This is a genomic window from Marinobacter pelagius, from assembly GCF_900114925.1.
Taxonomy (GTDB): Bacteria; Pseudomonadota; Gammaproteobacteria; order Pseudomonadales; family Oleiphilaceae; genus Marinobacter; species Marinobacter pelagius.
In genome coordinates, this window is record NZ_FOUR01000001.1 from 204,996 (window position 1) to 218,198 (window position 13,203).

Genomic DNA, 13,203 nt, shown 5'->3' on the forward strand with positions numbered 1-13,203 from the left:
TCCGTAAAAATGTAATTTGACCCAGATTACAAAAATGTAATTTAACCCTTGGAATGCCTTGCATCGATCGAAAAGTGTGGAATGCTGGGATGGTGTTTCTGACAAACTGAGCTAACGGAGTGCCGGACCAATGACCGAAACAAAAACTACAGAAGAACTGCGTGAGCTCGCCATAGAAGAGGCTATAGCCCTATTTGAAGGCGATGAACTTGCTGCAATGAAATGGATGAGAACGGCTCAGCGAGGGCTTGGCAACCGACCTCCTCAGGGACTCATTAGCACACCGAAAGGTATAGAAAAGGTCCGAACGTTAATCGGCCGGTTGGAGCATGGAGTCATTACGTAAGTTTGTCCGCAGGCATCCCTGCGATCACACATGAACGACTATCACTCAACAAGAGTTTCCCGATAGCTTTCAGTCAAGCGAAGCCGGCATGTTGCGGCAGCATTTCTCCCGCAGAGCGTTATAAAAGGGGGAAACATCGTCGCCAAAATTCCTGCATTCAGAAGCCTTGGGTCTCGATACAGTGATTCCGCGAAATCGCAATCACCAAAAGGAGACCCATATGTCTAAGTCAAAATCCGCTCAACGCTCCACCCAAGACGCCAATCACCATGCAAACCAGCTGAACCCAAACTATGGCACCAATGGAACAAATCCTGCGAATGGCCATGTGCATGGCAACCGGAGCAAGCAAATAAGCCAACGTAAAAAGTAATTCGCAACAGCCCCCACTCCCTGTGGGGGCAATCATTCAAAGAGACCCTATGTCAGAGAATCCATGCTTTCCGACCCAGGGCGCACTCGTTCAGTTCACGTTCGATGCCTTCGGGCTGCTGCCACGAAAATCTGATTCCAGCGACGAGTTCGATGAGACGTCAAAGAAAAGCTTTCAACGGTTACTGCAGCGCCTTGGCGATGAGGAGGGCTTACTGCTTGGTAATTTCGAGAAAGCTCTAGGCACATTTCACCAGTTGTTGGCATCACAAATAGCCGACCAAGAGGTTTGCGACGTGGTCACGGGCACGCTCCGTGATCTCTATCGTTCCTATAACGACATGATTACTGAGGAAGGGACGTTTTTAGCAAAGCATCTGAGCGTTCTGTACTTCGGTTTCAGTCGAGCGATGGTGACGCTGATTGAGTCAGCATATTTTCGTTCATTACAACACCGGCTTTTCTGTCGCTACGGACTGGTTCCGATAGAGCCGGATTGGTTCCTACCAGAAATTCAGGATAGCTCCGAAATCACCTGGCCATTGGCCCGGGTAATGAGGTGGATTTACCACCAAGCAGACTCAAGCCAAACGCAATTTCATTACCCAGGTAAAACACCCCAATCTGACAACTTCATCTATGAACGAAATTTGGAGAATGCGAGAAACTGGGTGAGCGGTGAGAGCCTACCCTCCCTCCCGGGACTGCTTTCAAATTTCTCGCAATCAATTCGCGGACGAGAAGACGGAATAAGAGACGATCCCGACCTGGCGGAATCAACCCCTCTGCTTCTGTTGGTGGCCCGAGTATCCACTGCGATCTGCCGGGAGATCCACAAGGCCTATGGACGTGAGATACTCACCGAGTTAACGAACGACTGTAGTGACCTTGTCCGAAGCCTGAAACCAGAGGTAACGGAATTCAAATCTGAAATGATGAATGCGAAGGGGACGGAAGATCTTTCCGAGATCGATGCCCGCACTTGGGATAACGCCTACGCTCAGTACATGAGTTTTTTCTACTTCAAAAAACACGAAGCAAGCGAAACTCTCAAAAGGCTGCGTGCCGCATCACCCGCCAATCCTTTTAAGCCCCCGGTCATTCATGCCCTGACGGAGAAGCTGGGACGTTATCCTGTCATATCTCAACTGTATCCAATTACTCAGACAAAGCGATGGAATGTAACCGAGGATTTCAAACAGTTGCTACTCAGAGGGCTAGATCTCAAGAACAATTCGGCTACTAACACATCGGATTCGGAGGAATTCAAACAAGACCTGCGCAGCCACGATCTCGAAGACCAACTCTCCTGGTTAGCCTCCTGGATTGATGCAGCGATAGCGTACAGGTCCGAGGATTACTCAGCCGCAATGGATCTATTCGAACAAGCTTTCGAGCAAGCAAAATACCGTGCAGGTAAGGCGCAGTACAAACTGGTTAATCAATACCTCGAAGCTTGCGCAAAAAACGATCAAAAACGACGATTTAAGAAGGGAGTGGAGTGGGCCAGGTATCTGGGGATATCGATCCGTTGGTTGCGGGATAAAGAACCTACTGAAGAAAACCTCGACTTTGTTTTCATGATGCTCTCCAGAGCAATGTATCCTCAGCTATGACTGGCTATCCAGCTTGAAACCTGACTTTATGCTTGCAGCAAGGGCAGATCATGCAAAACTGGTATGGAAATCAGAGGGGGGCATTTGATTTGACTGAAGAGTACACGGTTGCTCAACTCCGGGATCTCGTTTATCGGGAATTCCTGGAACTATTCGAGGGGGATAGGGCTGCTGCCGAGCAGTGGCTGTCGTCACCGATTAAAGTCCTCGGCGATCGCAATCCGGCATCCCTTATGGAAACTAAAGCCGGTGTGCAAAAAATTCGGAGCCTCTTGCGCAAGTGGGGCGAGGGAGCAGTTTCTTAGCGGTTCTTCGCGGGACCTCTTACCAATGGGCAGGAATGACTCTGACCCAAAGGGCTAATGAAAAGAGGCGCTTACACAGGTTGCCATATTGCTCAGGTGGTTATATGAACGACAAGTACACGATCGCGTTGCCAGTTTTTGACGAGTGGTTAAGTTCTGTAGTTGCCCCTTCAGGGCCCGCTTTGAGAGATCTTGGGCTGAGAGCGGTCTCGCCTGAGAGTCGTCTTTCAGAAAGACAAGCATTGGAGCAATTCGCTCGCTACTTCAAAAGCGAAATGCATTATGACAACGTTCAATATTATGCAAATGGGCATGACAACAATTGTGTAGGCTTCCTGTTTACGTCCAGCGCATTAGACATGTGCACGGATGGACAAAAAAGTATGCCAACCAGATGTATGGGAGGTTGCTGTTTCCGAAAGATTAAAGACACCTGGGTACTATGCTGGGTTTGGATCCATCCATTTGCTCGAAAGCAGGGGTTGCTGCAAAAATACTGGAACTGCTATTTCCTAGAAACATTTGGTGATTTTGCAATTGAAACACCGCTTTCACCCTCAATGGAGTCCTTTCTCCAGAAGCAACAGAGCAAACACCGGTTAGTTAGGCTAGGTTCCGCCTAGCAGTCCTGACCTAAAGACTATAGGCCTCAATTCTATACCGACAGAAAAAGCCTCTTGAGCCTAAGCCCAATCAACTTACCGACGCATCAACTAGCAACCGGGAAATGACCTCAAAGACGTAGGGGTAGATGCCAGCGCATTGCGAAGCCCTCGGACCTGCAACATTTAACGTCCCTAGCTCGTTATCGATGCAAAATTCCCGGACCTTCTTAACGGCCAGGGCCGGCTCTACTACGGAAATATCAATCAGCTTCAGTGGTTTCCGTTCCTTCAGAGCGATAGAAACAGTCAACGCTGTGCCGCCCTTGAGTTCGTCACGATAGAAAACAAGCGTACCGTCGCCTGTCTGAACATTTTTTCGAGTCCGGGCTCGATAGCCACCAGTGATTTCCGTAAGTGCGTAGCGCTCCGGTATCGCCCCATCCTCTGCTAGGCGCCCTTTCGGGCACGAGCCCGCGATCGGGTAATTCCGGTCTATCGCCGCATCAAGTGCCGCGCGGTCGGCACCAGTCTGACCACCGCTAATGACTTTCATTGGATACTGCTTCATATCAGTCGTTATCAATCTTTAAGCCTCCCAACGGCGATCAGATCTGTCGCCAGATCCAACGGGACTGGATCGCCTTTCCACCACGTCACTCCCCCAATCGAACTGGTCATTGAGTCTGACGATTAGAGGCAAAGCAGGCCATAGCCACCAATCAGACATTCATCAATGCTGTCATCGATCAATTCAGACAACGTCACCTGGAGTATCACAGGTTCGTTTGATGCGGAACAAATCGAAACCGCCCCAACTGTTGAGAGAAAGCCCATGTTTTACACCATCGATGAAGTCAGTAGCCGTTACAAAGTCTCAACTAAAACTATATGGCGCTGGGTCAGAGAGGGGAGATTTCCCCGACCGGTCAAGGTCGGCCCAGGGACAACTCGTTGGAGGGAAGAAGACCTGCAAGCTTTTGAAGAAGGCTTACAGTGAGTCGTCACCACTATGTCGCAATACAAACGACCTCGCCTGGTCAAGAAGCCACGCAGAGATGGCATTTCTCCGAGCGAATCGTGCTCGAAAGATTTGATCATAGCATGATGGCAGGAATGTTATTGTTTATTTAATTCAACGATCTAGTTTTCTCCGGCCCCTAAAGCGTGTCCGATTTCCGGACACTGAAATCCTGACAATTCTGCACTCCCCGACCCGACAAAATTGGATCCAAATATCCGTTTAGAGTGCCTGGAGGGCACCGATCAAATGTCCTGTTTCCGGACATCGGTTACCTGACAGAGGTGTGCCACACTTCGGTGTTAATTGGCTTAAAATGCTGATATATCGGGGTTTTGGAGGCTGATATTTTTTGCTTTAGGTATCTGATCTTTGAGACTTTTCACCGATTTAGACCGGTTGTTGCCTACCTGCGAAGGCGCCCTCCGGAGGCAAAGGTCTCAGGTTCGAATCCTGACGGGCGGGCCATATTTCACAAAAGAGCCCCGCCACGTGCGGGGCTTTTTTGTGAAAGACGGTCTGATCGTTAGCTTTGGTGAGAACCTGCGTTCGACAAATCGCGAAAGCGATTTGGGCGCCGAAGCAAAGCGAAGGCGGGGCAACGCCCCGAAGATCGCCCAAAAGCGATCTGAGTCCATCCTGACCCACTGCCCCCTTACCCGCAGTTCAACAAGTTATCCCCCAATCGTCCAGTTGCCCAGAACAAAACCTGCCTTTACCATGCCGCAGACAGTTTAAACGAATGCCTAGTGCCCTTAACTCAAGGGCCACACATTCAACACCACACAAACAATCCCAGTCGACAGGGGAGTCCCGGCAACAGCCGGGGCTGAGAGTGCCTTCGGCAGACCCTGGAACCTGATCCGGATCATTCCGGCGGAGGAAGAGCGACATGATGATTACCCAGATGGCCGCCATTGTGGCGGCATTGTGCCTGTTCGGTTGGCTGGGCTTGCGTGCCCGTCAAACAGTCAACGGCATTGACGACTACATGACCGCCCGCAACAGTCAGGGCGCCACCACCATTGGCCTCTCCTTTCTGGCGTCAGGCATGGGCGCCTGGATCCTGTTTGCACCACCGGAAGTGGGCGCATTTGTTGGCCCGGTGGCACTCGCCGGCTACGCTCTGGGTGCGGCGTTGCCTTTTATCGTATTCGCCATGCTCGGCCCCGTCATTCGCCGGCAGATGCCTGAAGGGCGAAGCATCAGCGAGTTTGCCGAAAGACGTTTTGGCACAGGCATGCGCCGCTGGGTCTCGTTGATCTCGGTTTTGTACATGTCCTGCTTTCTGGCCGCGGAGCTCACGGCCATTGGCGCAATCACCGGACTGCTGTCTGACCTCAATGGTCAGATTGTCATTGTCGGCGTTGCGGTCACAACACTGGTCTACACCACCTGGGGCGGATTACGGGCCAGTCTGGCCACCGATCGCTGGCAGGCATTGCTGTTGATGGCGCTGCTGGCTGCCGTGCTTTTCGTGGACTGGAAACACCTGCCTGCCGTGGCAGAATCGGCCAAATTGCCCGGCATTCCCTTCTGGAGCGCAGTCAGTGTCGCCCTTACCCTGGTGCTCGCGGTAACCGCGGCCAACCTTTTTCATCAGGGCTACTGGCAACGGGTCTGGGCCGCACGGGACAGCAGCTCACTGTGGAAAGGCGCCCTACTCGGCGGTGGCACAACCATCGTTGTGGTTGCGGTCGTGGGCGGCCTCGGGATGAGCGCTGCCATGGCCGGGCTTGAACTGGGGCAGCCGCCCATTCCGTTTTTTGCGCTGATTAATGAAGCTCCGCAATGGTTGGGCGCGGTCGCGCTGGTTCTGGCCGTCACTCTGGTGGCATCTTCAGTGGATACTCTCCAGAACGGCATCGCCTCTCTGGCCGTCGCTGAAAAGGCGGGCCTGACACTCACCGGCGCGCGCTGGATAACGGTGGCCCTGATGGTGCCGGTTGTGGTGATAGCCTTGCAGGGCGCGTCGGTTCTGCGGCTGTTCCTGATTGCCGATCTGCTGTGCGCAACGGCCATCATTCCCATTCTGATGGGGCTCTGGTCCCGGGTCACAACGGCCGCTGCCTTGAGTGGGGTGGTGGCTGGGGTTATCGGCGCGGTTCTGCCGGGCTGGCTCATGAGCGGGAGTTTCAGCGAAGCGCTCCAGATCGCCAGTTTCCCCGGTGGGGTGCCGACACTGGCGCCGTTTGCCGGGGCGATCGTGGCTTCGGGCGGAGTTACGCTGCTGCTAACGACAGTGCAGCGCCGCCAGAGGTGACACTAGGCAAGCTTCTGTCTACGCACCAGGGCCGCCCGAACCGTTTCCGATGCAACCCCGGCCAGAAGACCAAAGAACGGGTCGGCCCAGACAGTCACCAGTGCGGTTATTGCGATGACCGGCCAGCAAGACGGCTTGGCTGTCCAGAGGCGCTTCGACGCAGCCAGCTCAACGGCGGCGACCAACAACAAGGCGCCAAGGCCGGCGGTTGGAATGGCCGCAATGATTGAGAGGCCGCCCGGTATCAAAGCGACCAGCAGCAAGCCCGTTCCCAGAAAAACGGGAGCCAGGCCAGTCCGGGCGCCGAAGCGATAGTGTGCCGCCACGCCTCCCGCCCCGTGACACATGGGTAAGGCACCAAACGGAACCAGAAAGAGGTTGGCCAGGCCGGTGCTTACCGACAGCCGGGCTGGTGACACGCGATTCGATTGCTCGCCGAAATAATCCCCCGCCACCAGGGCCGTCAATACGATGGCATTGGTGATCGTGAGGGCCAGCTGGGGTAACACCAACGTTGAAAAGCCCTGTTGCCATTCGTCGATGCCCGGTAACCGGGGCATGATGAAAGCAACGGGATCCGCCTCTGGAAGCGAGAGCCCCTGAGCCCCCAGCACTGCACCCAACGCCACCGACACACCAAGCCCTATCAGCGCAGCGGGCCAGTTCGGAAACTTTTTCAGGGTAATGGCCAAGAGCAACAGAGTGACCACGCCCAGCGCCAAAGACGTGGCCATAAGCCCCAGGCTCATGTAAGCGAGCAACAATCCCAACCCCAACTGAAGGCCGCTCAGTACCGATCCCGGTACCAGACGGGCCACCCGGTTAATCCAGCCGGTTGCACCCAGCAGCAACAATATCGCTCCGATCAACACGCCACTGGCGACCAGGCTCCCGGAACTCACCTGGGTCGTCAGCAACAACGCAGCTACTGCTTTCATGGGCTGCACCGGTATCGGCAGTCGATAATACAGCCCCGTTGCAATATAGAATGCGGCAAAGCCCAACAGCACTGGTATCGGTGCCAGTCCTGCCACGCCAATAGCCCCGAGACTCAGCGGCAGCAGGGTGCCTATGTCACCCAATGCCCCGCTGAATTCTTTTACTGAATCTCTTTGGCTTGAAGGCATGCAGGCTCCGAGTTTTATCCTGTCCCCGGGGTCAGAAGAAGGCTTTCTTCTGACCCCAATTTCACAGGCTCCTGATTCACCTGTCTATTTATAGTTAACGCCAGTCAGGCGTTGTATACGACCTGCCCCAGTTCACTGATGTCGTAACCACCCAGGGCCTCGGCGCGCTGTACAAAACGCTCGCTGCCGGCAAACGCCAGCAGCCGTTGCATGGCCGGCTCAAAGTAGTGACGCCGGCGCATGGCCAGATCAAAATGTTCCTGCTGCAGAGGAATAAAAGCCAACCCCTGGCGCCTGGCCGCAGCTTCGATTCCCAGGCCGATATCCGCTTCGCCCTGACGAATGGCCAAAGCGAGATCGTCCTCGCTGAGCGACGGGTGATCGGCCCATGCAAGCTGCGTGGCATCGATACGGTGGCGAGCAAGTAACCCCTGCAGCAAATGGCTGACGCCGGCATCGGGCTGGCGATGCGCAACACGTATGCCGGGACGCGCGATATCCTGAAGTCTTTTGAGCCGGTGAGGGTTATCGGCCGCCAGAAGAAGCCCCTGCTGGCGTTTTGCCCACCGGATCAGAACCAGATCGCGCATCCCGCTCAGCCCCAGAGTGGCAGGGTCATTGTAGCGCTGGCTTTCAGCATGCCAGATATGCATACCGGCGAGCATTGCGCGCCCGTCGACTAATCTCTGTACGCCATCGCCGCTTCCCTGACAAAGCAACGCCAGCTCCGCGCCGCTTTCCTTCACGGCCCACTCCAACAGGGGATCCTGACTGCCTGCCAACACCGGCGGGATCGGAGAGCTGACGGCGTCGTCACCCTCCAGATGGTTCATCAACCACAGATCTATACGCTGGCGCGGAAACAAAAGTTTTCCTGTCACCCGCACACAGGGAATAACGCCCTGGCTGACCAGGTCGTAGATTTTTCTTTCTTTCAGGCGCAAATACTCGGCGGCTTCGGCCGTGGTGAGGTAAGCGGGAAGGGGCATCAGTTTCTCCTGCTGTGCGGGGCAAGCACAGGACTGTTTTATCCTGCATATTTTCCAGAAGACTGTGCAAAGCGTAGTTAAAAACGCCACGATGCTCAAGATAAAGGAGACGCAGCTGTGGAAAATAATGCGTTCTATGTGGCGCTCTCGCTACTGTTAAATTTCGACGCCGCCCTGTATCAGATCGTGGCGCTTTCCCTCCAGGTTTCGCTGCTGGCGGTACTGATCGCGGCTGTGCTGGGATTCCCTCTCGGAGCCGCGGTAGCGCTATGGCGTTTCCCCGGGCGTGGCGGCGTGATTGTCGTGCTCAATGCCCTGATGGGGCTGCCCCCGGTGGTGGCCGGGCTCATGGTGTATCTGTTGCTCTCCCGCGCCGGGCCACTGGGTGAACTGGGGTTCCTGTTTACACCGGGCGCCATGGTCATTGCCCAGGTTGTACTGGTGTTGCCGATTCTGGCCGCACTCTCACGCCAGAAAGTAGAAGAGATGCTGGGTGAATACCGCGAGCAATTTGTTTCACTGGGGATGTCACGGGCGCGCATGATGCCCACCCTGCTTTGGGATGCCCGTTTCGCGCTGTTGACCGTTCTGCTCGCCGGCTTTGGCCGCGCCAGTGCGGAAGTCGGCGCGGTGATGATGGTGGGCGGCAACATTGATGGGGTCACCCGGGTCATGACGACGGCCATAGTGCTGGAAACCGGCAAGGGCAACCTGCCCCTGGCGCTTGGGCTGGGCATTGTGCTCCTGACCCTGGTCATGCTGATTAACGCCGGTGCCTATCTGGTGGGTGAACTGACCAGGAGGCGGACAGGATGACCTCAATGAACGCTCCGCTTCTCGCCTCGTCTGCCCTGTATCCGCCACCGGCACTGAGCTTTGACGGCGTCACCTTCAGCCACGAGGAGAAGGTGTTGCTGGGCCCCTGCTCATTCACCCTGGATGGCACCGGCCCCACCCTGATCATGGGGCCTAACGGGGCAGGCAAGAGCCTGCTGCTGCGACTGGCTCACGGTTTGCTCTCGCCCACTCAGGGGCAGGTGTCCTGGTCCAGCGAGGGGAGCCCGCGCCAGGCGATGGTGTTCCAGCAACCGGTGCTTTTGCGCCGCTCGGCCGTGGCCAACCTGATACACGCACTGTCGGTGAATAACGTGCCGCGCAGGGCACGCGCGAAGCTTGCGTTTGATGCACTGGAGCGTTTTGGCCTGGCCGCCTGCAGCGATACGCCCGCCCGTGTGCTCTCCGGCGGTCAGCAACAGCGCCTGGCACTGGCACGCGCCTGGGTGCTTTCTCCCCAGGTGCTGTTCCTGGATGAACCTACCTCGGCGCTCGATCCGGCGGCGATCAAAGCCGTTGAGGCCGCAGTGCGCGAGTTTCATAAGCGCGGAACGCGCATCGTGATGACCACCCACGACCTGCATCAGGCCAGACGCCTTGCCGGGGACGTACTGTTTCTCTCGGGTGGAAAAGTGCGCGAACACACGCCCGCTGAAACCTTTTTCAACACGCCCGTTTCGCGAGAGGCGCAGGCGTTTGTTGCCGGAGAGCTGGTCGATTAGTCCGGCTCTTATGACTTTGAAGAGTAGTTGCCCGATGGATGCCCTTACCTGACAAAAGGAAAAAACAAGATGAAAAAAACGTTAAACCTGATACTCGCAGGCGTGACTGCCATGGGCCTGGCGCTCAGTGCTCAAGCCGAAGATTACATCACCCTGGCCTCGACAACCTCGACCGAGAACTCGGGGCTGTTCGACTCCATTTTACCGAAGTTTAAAGAGGCCACCGGTATCGACGTACGGGTGGTAGCCGTAGGCACCGGGCAGGCGTTCGAGCTCGCCCGCCGCGGCGACGCCGATAGCCTTCTGGTACACGACACCGCCGGCGAGCAGCGATTCGTCGAAAACGGCTACGCCACCGAGCGCGCCGACGTCATGTACAACGACTTCGTGGTGATTGGCCCCGCGAATGATCCCGCCAACATCCGTGACGCAAAAAGTGCCGCCGAAGCATTTGCGGCCATCGCCGAAGCCGAGGCCCCCTTCACTTCACGCGGCGATGACAGTGGCACCAATCGTGCCGAATTGCGCCTTTGGGAAAATGCTGGCGTTGAGCCCGAGGGCGAATGGTACCGAGAACTCGGCAGCGGCATGGGGCCGACGCTCAACACCGCCGCCGCCATGGATGCGTATGTGATGTCCGATCGCGCCACCTGGGTGGCGTTTGGCAACCGCCAGAACCTGACGCTGCTTTTCGAAGGCGACGAAGTGCTGTTCAACCAATACGGAAGCCTGCTGCTCTCCGAACAGAAGCACCCGCATCTCAAGCACGATCTGGCCAGGCAGTGGCACAATTGGCTGATTTCCGAGGATGGCCAACAAGCGATTGCCGACTTCAAGGTGGACGGACAACAGTTGTTTTTCCCCAACGCGAAGTAGCTCTTCTGAAGTAAGAGGCCACTGACCGGCCCTTGCTTTTCCTCGGTGATAAAAACCCCGGCATTGCCGGGGTTTTTTATTGCCGGTAAGCAGCTGTTTTTCCCGAGTGGCAAATAGGCTAATCTCTGACAATCTCCGTAAATATTCCAATCTGCGGCGTCCATGAAACGGCTGTAACAAAAATGACGATTGATCACATACTTCCCGATCCAAAAGACCCCCGACTGTCCCGTGGAGTAGAGGGCGTCGATGAAACCGGTCAACCAAAGTCGATCAGTGTGATCGAAGAACGCCCCCTGACCATCTACCTGAACAGTCAGGAGATCGTCACGGCAATGACGATCGGCGATCATCCGGAATATCTCGCCCTCGGCTTTCTGCTGAATCAGGGCATGCTGAAAGAAACTGATCAGGTCACTCGGATTGATTTCGACGAAGAGCTGGAAGTCGCTGTGGTGCGCACGGCCGGTGTCACGGACGTCGAGGACAAACTGGAAAAGAAAACCCGGACTTCCGGCTGTGCGGTGGGCACGGTGTTCGGTGACATGATGGCGGGCCTTGAAGGCCTGTCATTGCCGGATACGCCGGTGCATACCAGCACGTTTTACGATCTCTCCTACCAGATCAACCATACGCCGAGCCTGTATATGGAAACCGGTGCCATTCATGGCACCGCACTCTGCCAGGGCCGTCAGATCCTGGCCTATATGGAAGATGTCGGGCGCCACAACGCCGTCGACAAGATCGCAGGCTGGATGCACCAGAACAACATTTCTGCGGCCGACAAGGTGCTGTACACCACGGGCCGTTTGACCTCCGAAATGGTGATCAAGACCTCGCTGATGGGGATCCCGACCCTGATCAGCCGATCCGGCTTCACTGCCTGGGGTGTCGATATCGCCCGCCAGGTCGGGTTGACGCTGATCGGGCGGATGCGGGGTAAGAAATTCACCTGCCTCAGTGGCCAGCACCGTCTGGTGTTCGATCAGGACCTGTCGCAGGTTCCCGATGAAGACAAGAAAATGCGTCGAAAAGGGGCAGAGCATGACTGAGTGCGCCGTCATTCTGGCCGGTGGCCAGGCCAACCGCATGGGCGGTGGCGATAAAGGGCGACTGATGTTGGGCGATCGGTCCCTGATCCAGCGCGTCATCGATCGCATCACGCCGCAGGTGGACGCCGTGGTTTTGAATGCCAACGGGGACCTGAGCCGTTTCGACGATCTGGGGTTGCCGGTGGTCGCCGACTCTGTCCCCGGCTATGCCGGGCCTCTGGCGGGCGTGCTGGCGGGCATGGACTGGGCGGCCGAACAGGGCCACGAGTGGCTGATCAGTGTCGCCGCCGATACCCCGTCATTCCCGCTGGACCTGGTGCAACGATTGTCCGAATACGACACCCCGGTGGTATTGGCAGCAACGCCGGACCCGGAGCGTGGCCGGGTGCCACAGCCAACCTTTGGCCGTTGGCAGGTCTCGCTTCGGCACGAACTGAGAGCCGCCCTGAACGACGGCGTACGCAAAATCCGCCAGTGGACACAGGCCCAAGGTGAGACGCTGGTGATTTTTGATGAGGGCGACTTTTTCAACATTAATACGCCAGAAGATCTGGCCTGGGCGGAGCAGCATCTGAAGTGAACGTTATAGGCATCGTAGGCTGGAAAAATTCGGGCAAGACCACTCTGGCCAGCGCATTGATTCGTGAGTTATCCGGCAGAGGGTTAACCGTCAACTCGATCAAACACGCCCATCACATGGTGGACGTGGACCAACCCGGCACCGACAGCTACAAACACCGGGAGGCCGGTGCCCGGGAAGTCATCCTGGCGGGCGGTCAGCGCTTTGCCATCATGCACGAGCTCCGGGGAGCCAGGGAGCCGACGCTGGATGAACTGCTGAGACGATTGGGCCCCTGCGACTGGGTGGTCGTCGAGGGATTCAAGACCCATGCACACCCCAAGATTGAAGTGCACCGACAGGAGTCTTCCCGTTCACCCCTTTACCGGGAAGACCCCAGCATCATTGCCGTAGCAGCGGACTATACTCCCGATTTTGCGGGCCCGGTTTTCGACGTAAGTGATGTGCCCGCAATCGCTGACTTCATCCTGAACCGTGAAAAACCATGAACGGAAACAC

At 56.2% G+C, this 13,203-nt stretch carries 15 protein-coding genes and 1 riboswitch; of the genes, 12 read left to right on the forward strand and 3 right to left on the reverse strand.

Features of this window, described 5'->3' with window-relative positions:
- Positions 1-130: 130 nt before the first annotated feature.
- The 4 genes from BM254_RS00905 (at position 131) to BM254_RS17635 (ending at position 3,262) form a co-directional block, all read left to right on the forward strand.
- Entirely contained in the window at positions 131-346 is a 216-nt protein-coding gene (locus BM254_RS00905; protein WP_091997600.1) for an MbcA/ParS/Xre antitoxin family protein, read from the forward strand.
- Positions 347-768: 422 nt separating this feature from the next.
- On the forward strand, positions 769-2,334 hold the full coding sequence (locus BM254_RS00910; RefSeq protein WP_091997602.1) for a hypothetical protein: 1,566 nt from the start codon (positions 769-771) through the stop codon (positions 2,332-2,334).
- Positions 2,335-2,384: 50 nt separating this feature from the next.
- Positions 2,385-2,639 carry an antitoxin Xre/MbcA/ParS toxin-binding domain-containing protein gene (locus tag BM254_RS00915; RefSeq protein ID WP_091997604.1) on the forward strand — a complete coding sequence of 85 codons (255 nt, stop codon included), beginning with the start codon at positions 2,385-2,387 and terminating at the stop codon, positions 2,637-2,639.
- Between the two features lie 104 nt (positions 2,640-2,743).
- On the forward strand, positions 2,744-3,262 hold the full coding sequence (locus BM254_RS17635; RefSeq protein WP_139226999.1) for a hypothetical protein: 519 nt from the start codon (positions 2,744-2,746) through the stop codon (positions 3,260-3,262).
- Between the two features lie 70 nt (positions 3,263-3,332).
- Here BM254_RS17635 and BM254_RS00920 read toward each other — a convergent pair whose 3' ends face one another.
- On the reverse strand, positions 3,333-3,797 hold the full coding sequence (locus BM254_RS00920; RefSeq protein WP_245777324.1) for a putative molybdenum carrier protein: 465 nt from the start codon (positions 3,795-3,797) through the stop codon (positions 3,333-3,335).
- A gap of 180 nt (positions 3,798-3,977) precedes the next feature.
- Here BM254_RS00920 and BM254_RS17840 point away from each other — a divergent pair, with 180 nt between their 5' ends.
- A complete protein-coding gene (locus BM254_RS17840) occupies positions 3,978-4,241 on the forward strand; it encodes a helix-turn-helix transcriptional regulator (RefSeq protein WP_245777325.1) in 264 nt (87 codons plus the stop codon).
- An 815-nt stretch (positions 4,242-5,056) separates the two neighbouring features.
- Positions 5,057-5,165, forward strand: a riboswitch (TPP riboswitch).
- Positions 5,155-6,525 (forward strand): sodium:solute symporter family transporter, encoded by a 1,371-nt coding sequence (locus tag BM254_RS00935; RefSeq protein ID WP_091997608.1) that lies wholly within the window; start codon positions 5,155-5,157, stop codon positions 6,523-6,525. It overlaps the preceding riboswitch by 11 nt.
- A gap of 2 nt (positions 6,526-6,527) precedes the next feature.
- Here BM254_RS00935 and BM254_RS00940 read toward each other — a convergent pair whose 3' ends face one another.
- Complete coding sequence (locus BM254_RS00940; protein ID WP_091997610.1) at positions 6,528-7,652, reverse strand: putative sulfate/molybdate transporter; 1,125 nt, start codon at positions 7,650-7,652, stop codon at positions 6,528-6,530.
- A 104-nt stretch (positions 7,653-7,756) separates the two neighbouring features.
- Positions 7,757-8,641 (reverse strand): helix-turn-helix transcriptional regulator, encoded by an 885-nt coding sequence (locus BM254_RS00945; RefSeq protein ID WP_091997613.1) that lies wholly within the window; start codon positions 8,639-8,641, stop codon positions 7,757-7,759.
- 117 nt (positions 8,642-8,758) lie between these two features.
- Here BM254_RS00945 and BM254_RS00950 point away from each other — a divergent pair, with 117 nt between their 5' ends.
- The 6 genes from BM254_RS00950 to mobB all read left to right on the forward strand — a co-directional run bounded on the left by BM254_RS00950 (position 8,759) and on the right by mobB (position 13,193).
- Positions 8,759-9,457, forward strand: coding sequence for an ABC transporter permease (locus BM254_RS00950; RefSeq protein WP_091997615.1), 699 nt, complete (start codon positions 8,759-8,761; stop codon positions 9,455-9,457).
- Between the two features lie 5 nt (positions 9,458-9,462).
- A complete protein-coding gene (locus tag BM254_RS00955; RefSeq protein WP_245777326.1) occupies positions 9,463-10,197 on the forward strand; it encodes an ATP-binding cassette domain-containing protein in 735 nt (244 codons plus the stop codon).
- 69 nt (positions 10,198-10,266) lie between these two features.
- A complete protein-coding gene (locus tag BM254_RS00960) occupies positions 10,267-11,073 on the forward strand; it encodes an ABC transporter substrate-binding protein (protein ID WP_091997624.1) in 807 nt (268 codons plus the stop codon).
- A 182-nt stretch (positions 11,074-11,255) separates the two neighbouring features.
- Complete coding sequence (locus BM254_RS00965; RefSeq protein ID WP_091997626.1) at positions 11,256-12,125, forward strand: formate dehydrogenase accessory sulfurtransferase FdhD; 870 nt, start codon at positions 11,256-11,258, stop codon at positions 12,123-12,125.
- Positions 12,118-12,705 (forward strand): molybdenum cofactor guanylyltransferase MobA, encoded by a 588-nt coding sequence (mobA, locus tag BM254_RS00970; protein WP_091997629.1) that lies wholly within the window; start codon positions 12,118-12,120, stop codon positions 12,703-12,705. The genes BM254_RS00965 and mobA overlap by 8 nt, the downstream gene beginning before the upstream one ends.
- Positions 12,702-13,193, forward strand: a complete 492-nt coding sequence (mobB, locus tag BM254_RS00975; protein WP_091997631.1) for a molybdopterin-guanine dinucleotide biosynthesis protein B — start codon at positions 12,702-12,704, stop codon at positions 13,191-13,193. Before mobA ends, mobB begins: the two co-directional genes overlap by 4 nt.
- The last annotated feature ends 10 nt before the right edge of the window (positions 13,194-13,203 follow it).

Bases quoted from the DNA above. Each gene is read 5' to 3' on its own strand.
- BM254_RS00905 (WP_091997600.1), top strand. From the start codon at position 131: ATGACCGAAACAAAAACTACAGAAGAACTGCGTGAGCTCGCCATAGAA.
- BM254_RS00910 (WP_091997602.1), top strand. From the start codon at position 769: ATGTCAGAGAATCCATGCTTTCCGACCCAGGGCGCACTCGTTCAGTTC.
- BM254_RS00915 (WP_091997604.1), top strand. From the start codon at position 2,385: ATGCAAAACTGGTATGGAAATCAGAGGGGGGCATTTGATTTGACTGAA.
- BM254_RS17635 (WP_139226999.1), top strand. From the start codon at position 2,744: ATGAACGACAAGTACACGATCGCGTTGCCAGTTTTTGACGAGTGGTTA.
- BM254_RS00920 (WP_245777324.1), bottom strand. From the start codon at position 3,797: ATGAAAGTCATTAGCGGTGGTCAGACTGGTGCCGACCGCGCGGCACTT.
- BM254_RS17840 (WP_245777325.1), top strand. From the start codon at position 3,978: ATGCTGTCATCGATCAATTCAGACAACGTCACCTGGAGTATCACAGGT.
- BM254_RS00935 (WP_091997608.1), top strand. From the start codon at position 5,155: ATGATGATTACCCAGATGGCCGCCATTGTGGCGGCATTGTGCCTGTTC.
- BM254_RS00940 (WP_091997610.1), bottom strand. From the start codon at position 7,652: ATGCCTTCAAGCCAAAGAGATTCAGTAAAAGAATTCAGCGGGGCATTG.
- BM254_RS00945 (WP_091997613.1), bottom strand. From the start codon at position 8,641: ATGCCCCTTCCCGCTTACCTCACCACGGCCGAAGCCGCCGAGTATTTG.
- BM254_RS00955 (WP_245777326.1), top strand. From the start codon at position 9,463: ATGAACGCTCCGCTTCTCGCCTCGTCTGCCCTGTATCCGCCACCGGCA.
- BM254_RS00960 (WP_091997624.1), top strand. From the start codon at position 10,267: ATGAAAAAAACGTTAAACCTGATACTCGCAGGCGTGACTGCCATGGGC.
- BM254_RS00965 (WP_091997626.1), top strand. From the start codon at position 11,256: ATGACGATTGATCACATACTTCCCGATCCAAAAGACCCCCGACTGTCC.
- mobA (WP_091997629.1), top strand. From the start codon at position 12,118: ATGACTGAGTGCGCCGTCATTCTGGCCGGTGGCCAGGCCAACCGCATG.